Origin of the sequence: Pedobacter petrophilus (genome assembly GCF_009674725.1) — a bacterium.
Taxonomy (GTDB): Bacteria; Bacteroidota; Bacteroidia; order Sphingobacteriales; family Sphingobacteriaceae; genus Pedobacter; species Pedobacter petrophilus.
The window spans coordinates 1-18,007 of the sequence record NZ_WKKH01000029.1 but is presented as its reverse complement, the minus strand read 5'-3'; the positions used below and the strand labels follow the sequence as shown (position 1 = coordinate 18,007).

At 41.7% G+C, this 18,007-nt stretch carries 11 protein-coding genes; 8 read left to right on the top strand and 3 right to left on the bottom strand.

Going from position 1 to position 18,007, the window contains the following annotated elements; translation table 11 throughout:
* Window position 1 precedes the first annotated feature (1 nt).
* The 4 genes from GJU39_RS16420 to GJU39_RS16405 all read left to right on the top strand — a co-directional run bounded on the left by GJU39_RS16420 (window position 2) and on the right by GJU39_RS16405 (window position 6,834).
* Window positions 2-2,869 carry a glycosyl hydrolase 115 family protein gene (locus GJU39_RS16420; protein WP_154282075.1) on the top strand — a complete coding sequence of 956 codons (2,868 nt, stop codon included), beginning with the start codon at window positions 2-4 and terminating at the stop codon, window positions 2,867-2,869.
* Between the two features lie 24 nt (window positions 2,870-2,893).
* The gene (locus tag GJU39_RS16415; RefSeq protein WP_245227962.1) at window positions 2,894-3,991 is read left to right on the top strand and encodes a glycoside hydrolase family 43 protein; all 1,098 of its coding nucleotides are present in this window, start codon (window positions 2,894-2,896) and stop codon (window positions 3,989-3,991) included.
* 592 nt (window positions 3,992-4,583) lie between these two features.
* Window positions 4,584-5,744 (top strand): acyltransferase family protein, encoded by a 1,161-nt coding sequence (locus tag GJU39_RS16410; protein WP_154282074.1) that lies wholly within the window; start codon window positions 4,584-4,586, stop codon window positions 5,742-5,744.
* 67 nt (window positions 5,745-5,811) lie between these two features.
* Window positions 5,812-6,834, top strand: coding sequence for a LacI family DNA-binding transcriptional regulator (locus tag GJU39_RS16405; RefSeq protein ID WP_154282073.1), 1,023 nt, complete (start codon window positions 5,812-5,814; stop codon window positions 6,832-6,834).
* A gap of 5 nt (window positions 6,835-6,839) precedes the next feature.
* Here the strand turns inward: GJU39_RS16405 and uxuA are convergent, their stop codons facing one another.
* Entirely contained in the window at window positions 6,840-8,009 is a 1,170-nt protein-coding gene (gene uxuA, locus GJU39_RS16400) for a mannonate dehydratase (RefSeq protein ID WP_154282072.1), read from the bottom strand.
* Between the two features lie 158 nt (window positions 8,010-8,167).
* Between uxuA and GJU39_RS16395 the strand changes: the two genes are divergently transcribed.
* Window positions 8,168-9,817, top strand: a complete 1,650-nt coding sequence (locus GJU39_RS16395) for a glycoside hydrolase family 43 protein (protein WP_154282071.1) — start codon at window positions 8,168-8,170, stop codon at window positions 9,815-9,817.
* A gap of 170 nt (window positions 9,818-9,987) precedes the next feature.
* Here the strand turns inward: GJU39_RS16395 and nagB are convergent, their stop codons facing one another.
* Window positions 9,988-11,913 carry a glucosamine-6-phosphate deaminase gene (gene nagB, locus GJU39_RS16390; RefSeq protein ID WP_154282070.1) on the bottom strand — a complete coding sequence of 642 codons (1,926 nt, stop codon included), beginning with the start codon at window positions 11,911-11,913 and terminating at the stop codon, window positions 9,988-9,990.
* A 158-nt stretch (window positions 11,914-12,071) separates the two neighbouring features.
* On the opposite strand from nagB, the gene GJU39_RS16385 reads away from it, so the two are divergent.
* From GJU39_RS16385 to GJU39_RS16375, 3 genes are all read left to right on the top strand, one after another.
* A complete protein-coding gene (locus GJU39_RS16385; protein WP_154282069.1) occupies window positions 12,072-13,268 on the top strand; it encodes an anhydro-N-acetylmuramic acid kinase in 1,197 nt (398 codons plus the stop codon).
* 101 nt (window positions 13,269-13,369) lie between these two features.
* Window positions 13,370-16,519 carry a SusC/RagA family TonB-linked outer membrane protein gene (locus tag GJU39_RS16380; RefSeq protein ID WP_154282068.1) on the top strand — a complete coding sequence of 1,050 codons (3,150 nt, stop codon included), beginning with the start codon at window positions 13,370-13,372 and terminating at the stop codon, window positions 16,517-16,519.
* An 18-nt stretch (window positions 16,520-16,537) separates the two neighbouring features.
* Window positions 16,538-17,830 (top strand): RagB/SusD family nutrient uptake outer membrane protein, encoded by a 1,293-nt coding sequence (locus tag GJU39_RS16375; RefSeq protein WP_154282067.1) that lies wholly within the window; start codon window positions 16,538-16,540, stop codon window positions 17,828-17,830.
* Here GJU39_RS16375 and GJU39_RS23615 read toward each other — a convergent pair.
* Window positions 17,822-18,007 (bottom strand): hypothetical protein (locus GJU39_RS23615; RefSeq protein ID WP_209437663.1); only part of this gene is annotated, 186 nt, incomplete at its 5' end. The two genes, GJU39_RS16375 and GJU39_RS23615, sit on opposite strands and share 9 nt — an antisense overlap.

The following is an 18,007-nucleotide window of genomic DNA, read 5'->3' as shown; positions in this document are numbered from 1 at the left end:
TATGAAGAAACTAATCCTCCTTATTTTATTGCTTGCTTTTAAAACCACTATTCATGCCGCCGGGGCTGATCCTTTTATCTCTAAAAACTTTGCACAAGGAAGTTTCACGGTGGCAGGTAAAGGTGCCGTTTCTTCTATCTTGGTGAGTGGAAATGAATGGCCCGGAGTAGTAAGGGCGGCTACTGATCTTCAAACAGATTTGGAAAAAGTTACTGGCATTAAGCCGGCATTCTTAACAGATAAAACCAGCAGAACAGCAATTATTATCGGTACGATTGGTAAAAGTACCATCATTGATCAGTTAATTAAGACGAACAAAATTAACGTGGCGGGTATTGCCGGGAATTGGGAAAGCACTTTAATCGAAGTGGTTAAGAATCCGCTTCCGGGAATTGATTCTGCACTGGTGATTGTTGGTAGCGATAAGCGGGGGACGATTTATGGTGTATACGAACTGTCTGGTCAGATTGGGGTTTCGCCATGGTATTATTGGGCAGATGTTCCGGTGAAGAAGAGTGATGCATTGTTTGCCATTTCGGGCAGGCATGTAATTGCTTCGCCGGCGGTTAAATATCGTGGCATCTTTTTAAATGATGAGGCGCCGGCACTATCAGGCTGGAGCAGGAAAGAGTTTGGAGGCTTTAATAGTAAGTTTTATGGAAAAGTTTTCGAGTTGATTCTTCGTTTAAAAGGGAATTATTTATGGCCGGCCATGTGGGGAAGTGCTTTCAATGATGATGATAAAATGAATCCGGTTTTGGCCGATGAATATGGTGTGGTAATAGGCACTTCGCACCATGAACCTTTGAGCAGGGCACATGATGAATGGAAAAGGTATAAAGGGGGTAAATGGAATTATGATCAGAATCCGCAGCAGTTGCGGGAGTTTTGGGAAAGTGGTTTGAAACGTGTGGCCGGTAAAGAGCAGATTATTACTGTTGGGATGAGGGGAGACGGCGATGAACCCATGACGGAAGGAACAGCAACAGCCTTGCTGGAAAAAATTGTGAGCGATCAACGTGACATTATTGAAAAAGTAACTAAAAAGCCAGCTTCAGAAACGCCACAACTTTGGGCGCTTTATAAGGAGGTGCAGGCTTATTACGATAAAGGAATGCGGGTGCCGGATGACATTACCTTGCTGCTTTGCGATGATAACTGGGGAAATATCAGAAAGCTTCCGAAGTTGAATGAAGCGCCAAGAAAGGGTGGTTATGGCATTTATTATCACTTTGATTATGTGGGTGATCCCAGAAATTACAAGTGGATTAACACCAATCCGATTCAGAAAATATGGGAGCAGATGAACCTGGCTTATGAATACAATGCCAACCAGATCTGGATTGTAAATGTGGGCGACCTGAAGCCTATGGAATTCCCGATTTCATTTTTCCTGGATTATGCCTGGGCCCCGGACGCCATCCCTGCCGAAAAGCTAAAGCAGTATGCAATCGATTGGTCTGAAAAACAATTCGGAGAAACTTTTGCCAGCTCAATAGGTACAATTTTAGATCAATATTCCAAGTTTAATGGCCGCATTAAACCGGAGTTGCTAACGGACAGTATCTATAGCTTAACCAATTATAATGAATTTGAAACGGTGGTATCCGATTATCGCAAGCTAGAACAAGATACCAGATTTATATTTGAACAGGTTCCTGCTGATCAAAAAGATGCATTTTATCAATTGGTGATGCATCCGGTAGAAGCCAGTGCAAATCTTTATGATTTGTATTATCATGTGGCTAAAAATAAGTTGTATGCAAAACAAGGCCGGTCTGCAACCGAAGCAATGGCGCAAAAAGTTTCTCAGTTGTATCAACGCGATGAAGAAATTACCAATTACTACAATAAAACATTGGCCGGAGGCAAATGGGATCACATGATGGATCAAACCCATATCGGTTACACGTACTGGCAACAGCCAGAAAAAAATTCAATCCCGAAAACGGTAAGCGCAACTGATAATGAAAATGCTGCAAAAGGAAAAACAGGTTTGGCAATTGAAGGCAGTGCCTCTTTGTGGATGGGTAAGGAAAAAGTAAATTTGGCTTTACCTACTTTCGAATACTATGGCAATACCTCGCATTATATAGATTTGTTTCGACGGTCTGATGGAAATTATACTTTCGTAATCAAAGCACCAGATTATTTAAATTTTACGGAAACGAAAGGAGCAATAGGAGAAGAAAAAAGAATCTGGGTAAGTGTAAACTGGATGAAAGCCCCAAAGGGGGAAACACAAAGCAGCTTTACGGTATCAGTAAGTGACGGTTCCAGGCTTCAGGTTCGGGTTAGTTTGGATCATGCTAAGTATGCTGAGCAAAACGTTACTGGCTTTGTAGCGCAGCACGGATACATTTCTATGGAGGCGCCCAACTTCAGCAGGGCAGTAAATAACAGGCCGATTTTCTGGAAAACAATTCCAAATTATGGCAAAACGTTAGGAGGCGTAATTCCCGTTCCGGTTACTTCTCCAGTTCAAAACCTCGATGCCAACACACCGCATTTGGAGTACGACGTTTACCTCAACACTACGGGTACGTTTAATTTGAATACTTATATTTCTCCGACCATCGATTTTACCAATAGTGACGGGTTGAAATTCGCTGTTTCGGTAGACAATCAACCACCAGGCATCGTAAATATAAGTGCCGGTTACAAATCAGAAGCGGCATGGCGGAAATCAGTAGCCAATAGCATCAAAGTTTTTCAAACACCCCTTAAGTTTGATCAAACGGGCAAACACACGATAAAATATTGGATGGTGAGTCCGGCTGTAGTATTGCAAAAATTAGTATTAGATCTTGGTGGCTTGAAACCCAGTTTTCTCGGTCCACCGGAAACTTTCGTAAGTGAAACAAGATAATTGAAACATTTATAACCAAATAGCATGAGAAACTTTAAACAATTAACTGGTTTAGCAATGATTATGGCCTTTGCCGCTACCAGCGCTTGTCAGCAAAATAGTCAGACTACCAAAGCTGAAACGGCAGATACCAGTAAAAAATCAAAGTATTTATCGCAGCCGCTGATTAGCGGGATTTATACAGCTGACCCTTCGGCTCATGTTTTTAACGGAAAGATTTACATTTATCCATCACATGATATCGAAGCTGGAACTCCTGAAAATGATAATGGTGATCATTTCGATATGAGGGATTACCATATTTTAAGTATGGACAGTATTAACGGGAAAGTGAGCGACAATGGTGTAGCGCTAAGCATTAAAGACATTCCATGGGCCGGTCGGCAACTTTGGGCGCCCGATGCCGCTTTTAAAGATGGGACTTACTATTTGTATTTCCCTGTGAAGGATAAACAGGATGTGTTCCGTATTGGCGTAGCGACCGCTAAAATGCCTGTCGGTCCGTTCAAGGCAGAGCCAAAACCAATCGAAGGAAGCTTTAGTATCGATCCGGCCGTTTTTACAGATGAAGACGGTTCCACTTATATGTATTACGGCGGCATCTGGGGAGGCCAGTTACAGCGATGGAGCAAAGGGAAATATGAGGCGAATGGCTCTAAAACTGATTCCCAAAAAGAAAATGAAGCCGCTTTAACGGCTAAGGTAGCTAGAATGAGTAAGAATATGCTAGCCTTTGATGGCGCTGTAAAAGACGTGGTAATTTTGGATGAGAATGGCAAGCCGCTACTTACTAAAGACCACGACAGGCGCTTTTTTGAAGGAGCCTGGATGCATAAATTTAATGGGAAATATTACTTCACCTATTCAACTGGCGATACCCATTTCCTTGCTTCAGCAATTGGTGATACGCCTTATGGTCCGTTTAAATATCAGGGTACTTTTATGAATCCGGTTGAAGGCTGGACAACGCATCATTCTATCATCGAAGTGAAAGGGAAATGGTATATTTTTTATCATGATACACAACTTTCAGGTAAAACACACTTAAGAAATGTGAAGGTTACCGGGCTTACGCATAAAGCAGATGGAACAATCGCTTTAATTGACCCAATAAAGAAATAATTATTGATGCGCTATGGTTCGTAGTGACACGAGCCATGAGATAGCAATCGTTTGTGTGCCCACTGAGACAAAACATGCTTGTTGTTTTCTCTGTGCCTTTTCTCTGTGATCTCTGTGGTTAATATTGTACCCATAATAAAGTTTTACCACAGAGGGCACTTGAGATTTTTTTTTTGCAACTTATCTTTACTTTTAACTTGGAAACTTTAAAAAGACAGACCCATACTTAGCGTTCTTTGCGCCTTCTCTTTGCTTTTTTTGCGGTAAACTTCGAAGCAAGGAAAAAATCACAGGCTTCCGAGCTGAACCTACAAACCTGTGCTTAGTATTCTCTGTGCTTCTCTCCGCGATCTCTGTGGTTAAACCCGTTCCTGCAATAAATTTTACCGCAGAGGGCATTGAGATTTTTCTTCGCAACTTATCTTTACTTTTAAACTTTAAAAAGACAAACCATCCTTAGCGTTCTTCGCGCCTTCTCTTTCCGTTCTTTGCGGTTAACCTTCAAAGCACCCTCCATAACCAAAGCTTAAAACTTTTTATTTCTCATTATTGAAACAAAGCTTTAAATTAGTTTTCTTGAACCAGGCAAAACATGACAGCACCCAACCAACGATTGCTTTCTCTCGATTTCTTTAGAGGCTTAACCGTGGCCGCAATGATTTTAGTGAATAATCCGGGGAGTTGGGGGCATATTTACGCGCCGTTAGAACATGCCGAATGGCATGGCTGTACACCAACTGATCTGATCTTTCCTTTCTTCCTTTGGATTGTAGGCGTATCCATTGCTTTTGCCATGAGCAGCAGCAAAGCAGACTCATCCACCCATTCGAAAACAATTGGCAAAGCAATCAGGCGAGGTGTTATCCTTTATTTTCTTGGTTTTTTTCTCGCCATTTTTGGAAAATTAATGGCCGTTATCATTGATGGTAAAAGCTTGTTAGAAGCCTTTCAAACGGTACGACTGCTCGGAGTGCTGCAAAGAATCGGAATTGTCTTTATCGTGAGTAGCATTATATTCCTCAAGTGCTCTACCAAAACCATCTTTAAAACGCTGGTTATTATTCTGGCTGTTTATTGGGCATTGATGACGTTTGTACCGGTGCCAGGCACCGGTTATCCTAACCTGGAAAAGGAAACGAATTTAGCTGCCTGGATAGATCGGCTGATCTTAACTGAATCACACACCTGGGCTTCGGTAAAAACCTGGGATCCTGAAGGGATCTTAAGTACTTTGCCAGCCATTGGAACTTGTTTATTTGGTGCTTTGGTAGGTGTTTGGATGCGAAAAAAAGACATAGACCAGCCGGCTAAAGTAGCCTGGTTATTTACAGCCGGAGTAGCTGCTGTCATTTTAGGTTTGCTTTGGGATTTGCAGTTTCCAATCAATAAAGCGTTATGGACCAGCTCTTACGTTTTGTATGCAGGTGGATTAGCTTCCATTGGCCTGGCAATTTGCTACTGGTTAATTGATGTTCAGGGATACAAAAAACTTACTACACCATTTGTGGTTTATGGAGTAAACGCCATTACTGTTTTCTTTCTCGCAGGCTTGATGCCCCGGGTTTTAAATTTAATTAAGATCTCCAATGCAGACGGAACGAAATCGCCACTGCTCGAGAAGTTTTATCATACCTGTTACACACCTTTCTTTTCACCAATTAATGCTTCGCTAATCTGGGCCATTTCCTATGTGCTTGGGTTTTACATACTCTTGTATTTCATGTATAAAAAGAATATCATCATTAAGGTTTAATGCTTAAATTGCCCGAACAATCGGTTGAATTGTAAATAAAACAAGTTAGGCACATCACCATTAAAAATTGAGTAAAAAAACGACCATATACGATATTGCCAAGGCACTAAACATTACAGTTTCTACTGTTTCGAGGGCTTTAAGCGGATTTCCGGCAATAAGCGAAGCTACCCGTAAAGCCGTTATCGAAACTGCGGAAAAGTTAAATTATAGTCCGAACAAATTAGCTTCTGCTTTAAAATCCGGCAAAACGCATATTATCGGCGTAATTGTTCCAAGCGTTCAGGCGCATTTCTTTGCCTCCATTATTCATTGTATAGAATCGGGTTTGAAGGATAGTGGTTATCGGGTAATCATTTATCAATCGAATGAGTCTGTTGAGAACGAAATAAATGGCGTTAAAACCCTTTTAGAAGCGCAGGTTGATGGAATTATGGCATCAATGTCTTTAGAAACACAGGACGTTTCTCACTTCGAAGAAATTGTGAAGCAAAATAAACCATTGATTCTTTTCGATCGTGTAAATGAAACCCTGGCGGTTCCAACCATTACCTTAGATGATTTTAAGGCTGGTTATGTAGCTACCCAACATTTAATTGATCAGGGTTACCGCAAGATTGCTTTCATGACAACCATCCATCAAATTAAGATTTTTAATGATCGACTTGAAGGGTACAAAACGGCGTTGAAGGATAATAATCTACCTGTTTTGGACGAACATATCATTTTTGGAGGCCTCTCGATTAAAGATGGAAGGTTTGGTGCAGGTAAGTTGATGAGAAGCAAAAACAAACCTGATGCCGTGGTGGCCGGAGATGATTTTACGGCACTCGGTGTAATCAAAAAATTAAAAGAAATTAATCAAACGCCTCCAGAAGTTGGCGTGATCGGGTTCGCGAACGAAGCTTTTTCTGCATATATCACGCCGAACCTATCTACAATTGATCAGCATGCCTCGCAAATGGGTATGGAATGTGCCAAAATGTTTTTGAAAATGATCAATCAACAAAACCCTTATCAGGATACGAAACATATTGTGTTAGATCCAACGGTAATAGAAAGGCAATCCACTACTAAATTGCCTTCCTGATTATTTTATTCAAACAGACTTTTTCTAATGCCCATTTCTAAGCCTCTGATCTCTGCAAGTCCCTTTAGTCTTCCAATGGCAGAATATCCGGGATAAGGATTCTTCGCTAAATCATCAAGCATCTGATGGCCATGGTCTGGCCGCATTGGGATCGCTCGGTTTTCAGCATGCATTAATTTAACGGCTTCTTTAACCACATTAAACATATCGGCATTGCCCTCTAAGTGATTGGCCTCATAAAAATTACCTTCATCATCCCGTTGGGTACTTCTTAAATGCAAAAAGTGAATCCTTGAACCAAGTCTTTTAATCATGCCGGGTAAATCGTTATCTGGTCTGGCGCCGAACGAGCCACTGCAAAAGCAGAGGCCGTTGGATTTTGCAGGTACCTGGTTGATGATGTATTGCGCATCTGCTTCAGTGCTCATAATTCTTGGCAAGCCTAAAATAGCATATGGAGGATCGTCCGGGTGGATGGCCATCTGCATGCTATGCTCATCTGCAACGGGCGTAATTTCCTGGAGAAAAAGAACCAGATTCTGTTTCAAAACATCAGCTGTAATGCCTTTGAAGCCGTCTAATAAAGCTAAAACCTGTACTGGTGTAAAAGGGTCTTTGCTCCCTGGCAAACCCTGAAGGCAATTCCCCATCAGTTCTCTTTTTTGCCCATCCGTTAAGAATTTGAAATATTGCTTCGCTTTTTCTACTTCGATATCGGTATAATCAGCAGCAGCATTTGGCCTTTCTAATAGAAATAAATCGAAGGCAATGAAAGCCGATTTTTCAAATCGCAAAGCCAATGCGCCAGTTTCGGTTTCATACTTCAGGTTGGTGCGCATCCAATCTAAAACAGGCATAAAGTTATAGGTAATCACTTTTAACCCGCAAAAAGCCAGGTTGGTGAGGCTTATTTTATAATTTTTGATCCACGTTTTGTATTCACCAGCCCGTTTTTTAATGTCTTCATGTACAGGTAAGCTTTCCACAACACTCCAAACCATTCCGGTAATTTCAATTTCTGCTTTTCTTTTTTCAATCTCTTCAACGGTCCATATTTCGCCAACAGGGATATGGTGAAGCGCAGTAACTACGCCACTACAACCAGCCTGTTTAATGTCTGGTAAAGTCACAATGTCATCTGGCCCGTACCAGCGCATGGTCTCAATCATTTTCATATTATATCTTTGGTTATGCAATCGGTTCAAAATAAAAATACACCATTTTAGCGATTAATGAAGAATTAAAATAAATTAAAAAAATATTCTATGCAATCGGTTGCAATTTTATTTCAATATTTCTATCTTCAACTGTTTAACCAAATATAATTCTTGAAATGAGAAAGCTATTTTCCTTTTTGCTGATGGGCGTGGCACTTCATGGTGCAGCACAGATAAAATTTACCAATCCAATCCTCTCGGGCTTTTATCCGGATCCAAGCGTAACTAAAGTGGGATCAGACTATTACCTGGTTAATTCCACGTTTGCTTATTTTCCCGGCATTCCTGTTTTTCAGAGTAAGGATTTAAAGAACTGGAAGCAGATTGGGAATGTTATCGATCGGCCAGGTCAGATGAATTTTATGGGCGATCGGGTAACAAGGGGGTTGTTTGCGCCGTCGATTAATTTCCATAATGGATTGTATTATGTTACCTGTACGTTGATTGATCATAAAGGCAATTTTGTGGTAACGGCAAAAAATCCGGCAGGGCCATGGAGCGATCCGGTTTGGTTGCCGGAAGTGAAGGGGATAGATCCTTCGTTGTTTTTCGATCAGGGCAAGGCTTACATCGTTTACAATAGCGATGCGCCAGATAACCGGCCGCTTTACAGTGGTCATCGCACCATTAGGGTATACGAATTTGATCCGGTAAACCTGAAGGTGCTGGGCGAAGAGCAGCAATTGGTTAATGGCGGGGTAGACATCAGTAAAAAACCGGTTTGGATAGAGGGGCCGCATATTTTTAAACGGGGCAGCTGGTATTACTTATGTGCTGCGGAAGGCGGTACATCGGTTAATCATTCGCAGGTTATCCTACGGAGTAAAAATGCTACCGGGCCTTATGTACCTTTTGAAAAGAATCCGATTTTGACACAAAGAGATCTCGATCCGAACAGAAAAAATCCGATTACTTCGGCCGGCCATGCCGAACTGATAGAAGGACCAGACGGAAAAACTTATGCCGTGTTTTTAGCCGTTCGGCCGTATGAAGGGGATTATTATAATACCGGAAGAGAAACTTTTATTGCGCCCGTTAAATGGGAAAATGACTGGCCGATCATTAATCCTGATAGTAAAGCCTTGAAGTTTAGTTATTCGGCAAATTTTAAAGAAGTTAAACAAACCGGTGCAACGCCACAGAGCGGAAATTTTTCTTACCGCATTAAATTTGAAGATCAGCTGGACCCGGCTTTGTTGTTTTTAAGGACGAGAGATTCCAGCTGGTTTCAGTTAGATAAAACAACCGGGTTAACAATGAAACTTTTGCCAGAAATGATAATGGGTACTGGTCATCCGGCATTTATTGGCAAAAGGCAGCAGCATCTGAAAGCTAAAGCAAGTACGGCGCTAGTTTTTGATGCTAAAACTGAAAACGAAAAAGCAGGAATTACAATTTTTCAAAATGAGTCGCATTTCTATTATTTATGTAAATCGGTAGCTAACGGAAAGTCGGTTCTGCAGGTTTTTAAAGGAACACAGGATAAAAAAGCAATGGAATTGCTGAAGCAAATTGAACTTTCCAATGATTTGATTTACCTGCAAATTGAAGCCGATCGCGATAAGTATAATTTCCATTATGCAACAGCGCCAAATCAATGGAAGCTGTTATTAGGAAACCTGGATGGAAAATACCTGAGCACAAAAGAGGCGGGAGGCTTTGTAGGTTCATTATTCGCACTATATGCCACTTCTTCGGGCGAAAAATCAGATCAGACCGCAAAGTTTAAGTGGTTGGATTATGCAGGGAATGATGAGGAATACTAATTTTAAGCACCTTTAAAGGTGGTTAATGTCTGGTTCGGTATTGATCAGCTGGGATTCTTTGCTGCGTGCTGAATGACACGATCCTATTGGATTGCAAAATAATATTCAGCATTTCGGACTCGAAAAAAATCCCCGCTTCTTTTAAAAGCGGGGATCTGATTTTTTAAATATTAATCCTGAAACTTCCACCTTACGAAAGCTTCCATAGCTTCGTATTCTGCAAGTCCCAGTTCATCATAAGCCTTGGCTGTTTCACGGTTCCGATCTTCAGCACGTTGCCAGAATTCTCTCGAATCATCTCCAGGAAATACCGCCCTGTCTTTCTGACTTTGGTGTTTAAAGATTGCATATTTCTTGCGTTCCAGTTCTTTCGGAGAAATTGGAACAGCCATTTCAATTTCATGGGTTTCAAACTCATGCCATGCGCCACGATACATCCATAACCAGCAATCTTTTGCCCAATCTTCTGTTTTACGGAGTTTGGTTAAAGCCGCTAAAATAATGTGGAAGCATACAATATGCGTTCCGTGCGGATCTTCGAAATCACCCGCAGCAAAAACTTGTTGGGGTTTTACTTTTTGTAATAACTCAATGGTTAAATCGATATCTGCATCCGTTACCGGATTTTTCTGGTTCTTGCCACTCTCGTAAAAAGGAAGCGCCTGAAAGTGGATATGGTCATCTTCCAAACCGCAATAACGCGCACCCGCAATTGCTTCACCTTTTCTAATTAGACCTTTTACCGTTTGAATCTCTGGCGTATCAACCTGGTTAGGCTGTTTATCCTGAATGAAAGTCCTCATGTTTTGATAAAGTTCCTTCAGATGGGTGTTATCCATGCCCATTTTCTCTGTAAAATCCACATTGAACTCTACAAAACGAAGCGCATCATCATCCCAAACGGCAGTATTACCAGAAGTTTGGTAAGCTACATGTACATCATGTTTTTGATCAACCAGGCGGATAAATGTTCCACCCATTGAGATCACATCATCATCCGGATGTGGTGAAAAAATAATCACCCGTTTTTTTGCTGGCTCGGCACGTTCCGGACGCTGAGAATCGTCAGCATTCGGCTTGCCACCCGGCCACCCGGTTATGGTGTGTTGAAGTTTATTAAAAATATGAATGTTAATGTTGTAAACCGGCCCTTTTTCAGTCGCCAGCTGTGCCATTCCATTGTTGTTATAATCATCTTCCGTTAGCTTCAATACCGGCTTTTTAAGGGTATTTGCCAGCCAGATTACCGCTTTGCGGATCAATGCATCAGTCCAAACACAGTCTTTAACCAACCATGGGGTATCAAAACGGGTCAGTTCTGAAGCCGCGGGGGCATCGAGAATAAACTCTACATGATCAGACAACTGAAGGTAAGTTGCCGGTACATCTCCGGAGATTTCTCCTTCAACAGCCTTTTTTATAATCGAAGCTTTTTTACGGCTCCAGGCCATTAAAATAATTTCTCTTGCTTTGAAAATGGTGCCAATCCCCATTGTAATGGCCTTGGTTGGCACGAAGGTTTTTCCACCGAAATCCCTTGCAGCATCTCTCCGTGTTAAATCATCCAGGGTTACCAATCGTGTACCAGAATTCGGCGCTGATCCCGGTTCGTTGAAACCAATGTGACCGGTACGGCCAATCCCCAGAACCTGAATATCTAATCCACCAAGGTCACCAATTTTCTTTTCGTAATCCAGGCAGAAAGCCGGAATGTCTTCAAGTGCCAGGGTTCCGTCAGGAATATGAACATTATTCTTATCGATGTCAATGTGATCGAAAAGATTGTCATTCATAAATGTGACATAACTCTGGGCCGCGGTTGGCGCCATTGGATAGTATTCATCCAGGTTAAAAGTAATCACATTTTTAAAACTTAAACCCTCTTCTTTGTGCAGTCTCACCAGTTCGGCGTAAACTGCAATCGGGGTAACACCTGTTGCTAAGCCCAGTACTGCAGGTGTGTTGCTTGCTTGTTTAGATTTAATGAGGTTGGCGATTCGGTGCGCCACATTAATCGAAGCAATTTTTGGATTTTCGAACACGCTTACGGGTAATTTCTCGAAACGTGTCTCCTCCAGTAAATTTAATCTAGCCATTTTTTTTATATGGTTTTTAATGTACGGAGCAGTAAAGATAGCGAGTTATGCCCAATTTCTAACAAAGGTTAATTACTTTTATTGTCGGTATTTTTAATTAATAGGTCCAGTTACATCAGCAGAACGCCCGGTCAACTTTATAAAACAGCCTTCACAACATGAATAATCAAATCCAAAACCTCTATCTAAAAGCGAATAAAACGGAACGCCTCATCATTGGTTTAATGAGTGGAACCTCGATGGATGGTTTGGATATTGCCCTTTGCCGGGTGAGCGGAAGTGGCGCAAAAACAAATATTCGGGTATTAGCATTTAAAACCGGAGATTTTACAGCCGATTTTCGTTCAAAAATTAAGGCTGTGTTTTCTAAAAAAGAGGTGGATTTGCAGTTGGTTTGCCTGATGAATGAACTCATTGCCGATACCCATGCTGCGCTGATTAATGCCGCGCTGGAAGAATGGGGTTATAGAAATGAGGATATTGATTTCATAGCCAGCCACGGCCAAACGATTTTCCATGCGCCAAAATCTCTGCATAAAATGGATGATTATCCTAATGGAACGCTCCAGATTGGCGATGGTGATCACATTGCGGTAAAAACCGGAATCATTACGTTGTCTGACTTTCGACAAAAACATTTGGCAGCAGGTGGGGAGGGCGCTCCACTCGCCGTTTATGGTGATTATTTAATTTTTTCTAAACCCGGTGAAGATCGGGTAATGTTAAATATAGGTGGGATTGCCAACTTTACTTACTTGCCCGGAAACCAAAATGCCTCGGAAATTTTTTCTACGGATGTTGGTCCCGGGAATACGTTAATGGATCAGTTGATGCAGCAAAAATTCAATCAGTTTTATGATAAAGATGGCACGGTTGGTTTATCCGGAAGTTTAAACCAGAATCTACTGGATGCGCTGCTTAAAAATGAATTCTTTGATGCAGGCTTTCCGAAAACTACAGGTCCGGAGTTGTTTAATTTAAACTACCTCGTTGCTGCCCAAAAAACTTCTGCTACAGAAAATATTAGCTTAGAAGACGTAATGGCTACGCTATGCCATTTCTCTGCGGCCACAATTGCCAATGCCATTAGAAAGTGTTTTGGCGCAGGGGCGAAAGCGCAGGTTTTTATGAGCGGGGGAGGAATGCACAATCCTCTTCTGGTAAAACTATTAAAAGAAGCATTGCCGCAATCGCTTTTTGCAACTACTGCAGATTTGGGCATTAACCCTGATGCAAAAGAAGCCGTATTATTTGCTGTTCTGGCAAATGAAAGTATTTGCGGAGGGCCCATCAACTTTGGTGATAGAAAAGGTGTTCCTTCAGTTTGCATGGGAAAAATCAGCCTGCCTGAGTAAATTTAAATAAACTAATATTTTGCTGATGTTCTTTTGCCTGGAATAAAAATTGGCTTTGTAAGTGATTTTATTAATTTTGTTTAAACCCTAACCCAAATTTTATGGAAAAAACTTACCTAAAATGGTTGTCGAAATTATTTGTGATTTCGATGATCCCATTTCTCCTGCTCTTTTTTACAGAGCGGGCACGGGCGCAAAGTAAACGCTACACCATTACCGGAAAAGTGACTGATGCGGCCAATAATTCGCCTGTTCCGGGCGTAGTTGTTAAAATTCAGCATACAACTCTTGCAACCAGCACAAACGGAAACGGTGCTTATGCCTTTTCCGTAGATTTAGCGCCGGGAACTTACCAGCTATCTTTTTCTTTTGTGGGTTATAAATCATCCGTACAGTCAATTAATTTAAGTGAAAATACAACGGTACAATTAAATAGTGTGCTTAGTGGTGATGCCGTTGGCCTTGATGAAGTCATCGTAACCGGAACTTCAGCCGGAACAACGCGAAAAGAACTTGGCAGTTATGTAAGTACCGTAAAGGGCGACGACCTGAATAAAGCCCCGAGCGGAAATGTATTGTCCTCTTTGCAGGGAAAAACAGCAGGTGCGCAAATCAGTCAGAACTCCGGCGATCCCGCTGGCGGGATGTCAGTAAGGTTACGGGGGATTAGTTCTGTCAATTCTTCTTCAGAACCACTTTATATTATTGATGGAGTGATTGTGAACAATTCTACCACCAGGGTAACCAATACCTCTGCCAATTTTGATGGTGGGAATGTGGTTGGAAGCATCGGGCAGAATAGAATGGTCGATATTAATCCGGCAGATATTGATCGGATTGAGGTTTTAAACGGTGCAGCGGCGGCCGCTATTTATGGTTCGCGCGCCAACTCTGGTGTGATTCAGATTTTTACAAAAAGAGGCGTGAGTGGCAAAGCACAGGTTACTTTTAATACCAGTTTAACGGTGAGCGAGTTACGGAAGCAAATTGAGGTCAATCAGTCGCCGGTTAAGTTTGGTGGTTCGGTAAATTCATTTACACAAGATGTTATTCAAACTGCGGTGGTTACACCCAATACACCTGCCGTTTTGCTCACCAATACCACTCCGGTTACCCGCTATAATTATCAGGATTATATTTTCCAAACTGGATATGGATCAGATAATACAGTTTCCATTAGCGGAGGTACAGACAATACAAAGTTTTATACTTCAGCCAGCTATTTCACCAATCAGGGAATTATCAAAAATACTGACTTTACCAGGTATAATCTTCGTGCAAACATCGATCAAAAGATCACCGATTGGGCATCTTTAAGTGTCGGGATGAATTACATCAGAAGCGCAGCGAACGAAAAACCAGATGGAAACTCATTCTTTTCTCCAATGAACTCCGTAACCATTATTGGTAATTTCCATGATATATTTGCGCGTGATGCCAATGGTAATCTGCTGCCTGTGGGCGAACGCGGAAGGGTTAATCCGGTTTCCGTAATTGAAGACATTAAACAACGCCAGGAAACGAACAGAATCATTTCCAGCGCTAATCTGAAACTCTATCCGGTAAAAAACCTGACTTTAAACTTCTTGCTTGGTGTAGATAATTCTGGTGCAAATGGCTCAACCTATATTCCGCCATATGCTTATAACGTAAACCCGGATTTTTTTGGTGGCGGTGCAGCTTTAGATGGTACACTAAATGGTTATGCCAGTACCGCAGGCAACAATGCTTTCCAGTTTAACAATGAGATCAATGCTACTTACCAGTCCCAAATTTCAGATAAAATCGCTTCCACCACGCAGTTGGGTTATTCCTTTCAATATGAACAAACGCGATATCAGTTGGTTAACGGCCGTGGTTTAGCGCCGCTGATTGAAACCGTAAATGCTGCGGCAACTCAACTGCCAAGTGTTGATGGCAGAACACAGCTTTCGGTAACAGGCGGATACTTACAGCAAACGTTTAAATACAAAGATCATTTGTTCTTAACAGGAGCAGTTCGGGTAGATCAGTCAACTGTTTTTGGATCTGATAACAGAACACAAACCTATTTTAAAGGCAATGGAAGTTATGTTTTATCCTCTGCTGATTACTGGAAAGATCTTGGTGTATCTTCCTGGTGGGATACTTTTAAAATCAGGGCGGCTTACGGCGAATCTGGTAACTTAACCGGTATTGGTGCTTACGATCGGATCAATGCTTACAGCACCCAATCATTTTTAGGCCGGGCATCACTGTTTTCGAGCGCAACGCTTGCCAATGAAAATGTAAAACCAGAACGCCAGCGCGAATTGGAGTTGGGTACCGATTTATCATTCTTCAAAAACAGATTAGGTTTGCAGTTTAACTGGTACAATAAAAAGGTGAGTGATTTGTTAATTGCAAGTGTTACAGCACCATCAACAGGGTTTTCCAGCTTCTTAGATAACATTGGTTCATTAAGAAATAAGGGGATTGAGCTGGTGTTAAACGCAACGCCATTAAAAGCAAAAGATTTTACCTGGAATACCACTGTGGTTTTCAACAGGAATAGAAATCAGGCACTAAACGTAGGTGGTTTGAGGTTGTTTGCCACTAATCCGGGAGCTCCGGTAGCCATTATTGACGGCGAAGCGATTGGTGTTTTTTATGGAACCTTTTTCGCCCGTAATCCGGATGGAAGTTTATTAACCAATGCTGCCGGAATCCCGCAGTTGGAGCGCGGCGTACAAACTTCAGCAACCACCTTTACCCCACAACGCGGGGCCGATGGTTTGCCTGCCGGAACAACTTTGAGGAAAGTACTGGGCAATCCAAACCCTGATTATACCGCCTCTTTTGTGAATGATTTCAGTTATAAAAAATTCAACCTGCATGTACAATTGGATGCGGTGCAGGGCGGCGATGTGTGGAATGCAGACTGGAGAACCCGCCAGGGTGTGGGCAATGGAAAAGTGGCCGAAGCGGAACAACTCGGACAGCTGCCAAGAGGTTATGTTGCCGGGGTTTATGCTACTGAAGAATGGCGGATTGATGATGGATCTTTCGTGAAACTAAGAGAAATTTCATTGAGTTATAATGTAGGGAAGGTGAAATACCTGAGGGATTTAACCATCACGCTGAGCGGAAGAAACCTGGTATCATGGGATAATTACAAAGGATATGATCCTGAAGTAAACTCCGGCGGTCAGTCTACCATTTTAAGAAACATCGATTTTGGTTCCGTTCCGATTCCAAGAACCTTTAGTTTAGGGTTACAAGTTAAATTTTAATCGATAAAGGAAAAATTTATGAAAAATTTGAGATACACCACTTCAAAGTATATAACCTGTGTTGCGTTTTCCTGGGCAGTTTGTTTATCCTCCTGTACAAAAGAATATCAGGATCCTTCCAGGGCAAAAGCAGATGTTGCGCTCACTTCTCAGCAAGGTTTAACAGCGGTTGCAATTGGTTTGCAAAGGGTTTATACCTTAAGCAGAACAGGCGTAATGTTTAATTCGGTTGCTGCAAACGGCTTTGTAACCAATGAGTTTTCGTTATTAAATTCAGGCAATATCCCTGAATTGCAACTCAGTACTGGCGGCACTGCGGTAGATGGAACTAACACCATTTTATTTAACCTATGGACCAGCGCCAACAAGATAATTTACGATGCGGATTTAGTAATTACCAATGCCAATAATCTTGGTGATAAGGGCTATGCTTCCGGCCTGATTGCCTATTCAAGCATTTTTAAAGCTTTGGCAATTGGAAATTTATCGCAATATTGGGAAAGGATTCCCGATGGTACAGGTAAAAATGTTGCATTTATTACCCGGGATGCAGGTTTCGCTAAAGCCATCTCGGTATTGGATAATGCATTAACAACCATTGCGGCAAATCCCATTTCAACAGGTTTCAACTCAAACGTCCCGGCCATCAATATTGTAAGTACCATCCATGCGCTAAAAGCGAGGTACGCATTGTTTTCCGGAAACTATGCTTTGGCTTTTACGGAGGCCAATGCCGTAGATTTAACCAGGGCGTCTGCTTTTAATTTTGATGCAACTTCTCCTAATATTTTATTTACAATCATTTCATCAAACAATGTTTTTCAGCCGCTAAACGCTAATTTAGGCTTAAGTGGGGCAAATGTGCCTGATGTAGCAGATAAGCGGATACCATTTTATACGGTGTTGGCAGGAGCCCCCGCCACATTACGGATGGCTGGCTTTGCTACGGCAACTTCAACGCCTTTCCCGATTTATTTACCCGGAGAGATCACTTTGATCAAGGCAGAAGTTTATGCCAGGCAATCAGATTTGCAAAAAGCTTTAACAGAACTAAATATAGTAGTGACAAAAACTACTGATGTTTTTGGTGTTGCAGCGGCTTTGCCAGCGCTCACCGGACCCTATACGCAGCAGCAATTATTGGATTTGGTTTATAAACACCGATCAATTGAGCTTTATGCTTCAGGTTTAAAAATTGAAGATATGCGGAGGTTCAATCAGCCAATTGCAGAGCGGAAACGGAACTTTTTTCCTTACCCCTTCCAGGAGCGGGATAATAATACTAACACTCCGGCAGATCCTTCATTTTAGCGTGAAATGAGGATTTGTTTTTAAAGAATTTGTTTTTAATATTGTCACATTGAGCTTGTCGAAATGCCTTAAATAGTATTTTAAGCGTCCTTCGACAGGCTCAGGATGAACTGTGTTTAAATCCAAATAATAATTAAAATTTTTCCAAATAATATTTTGTTTTAGGAAGGTTGTAAC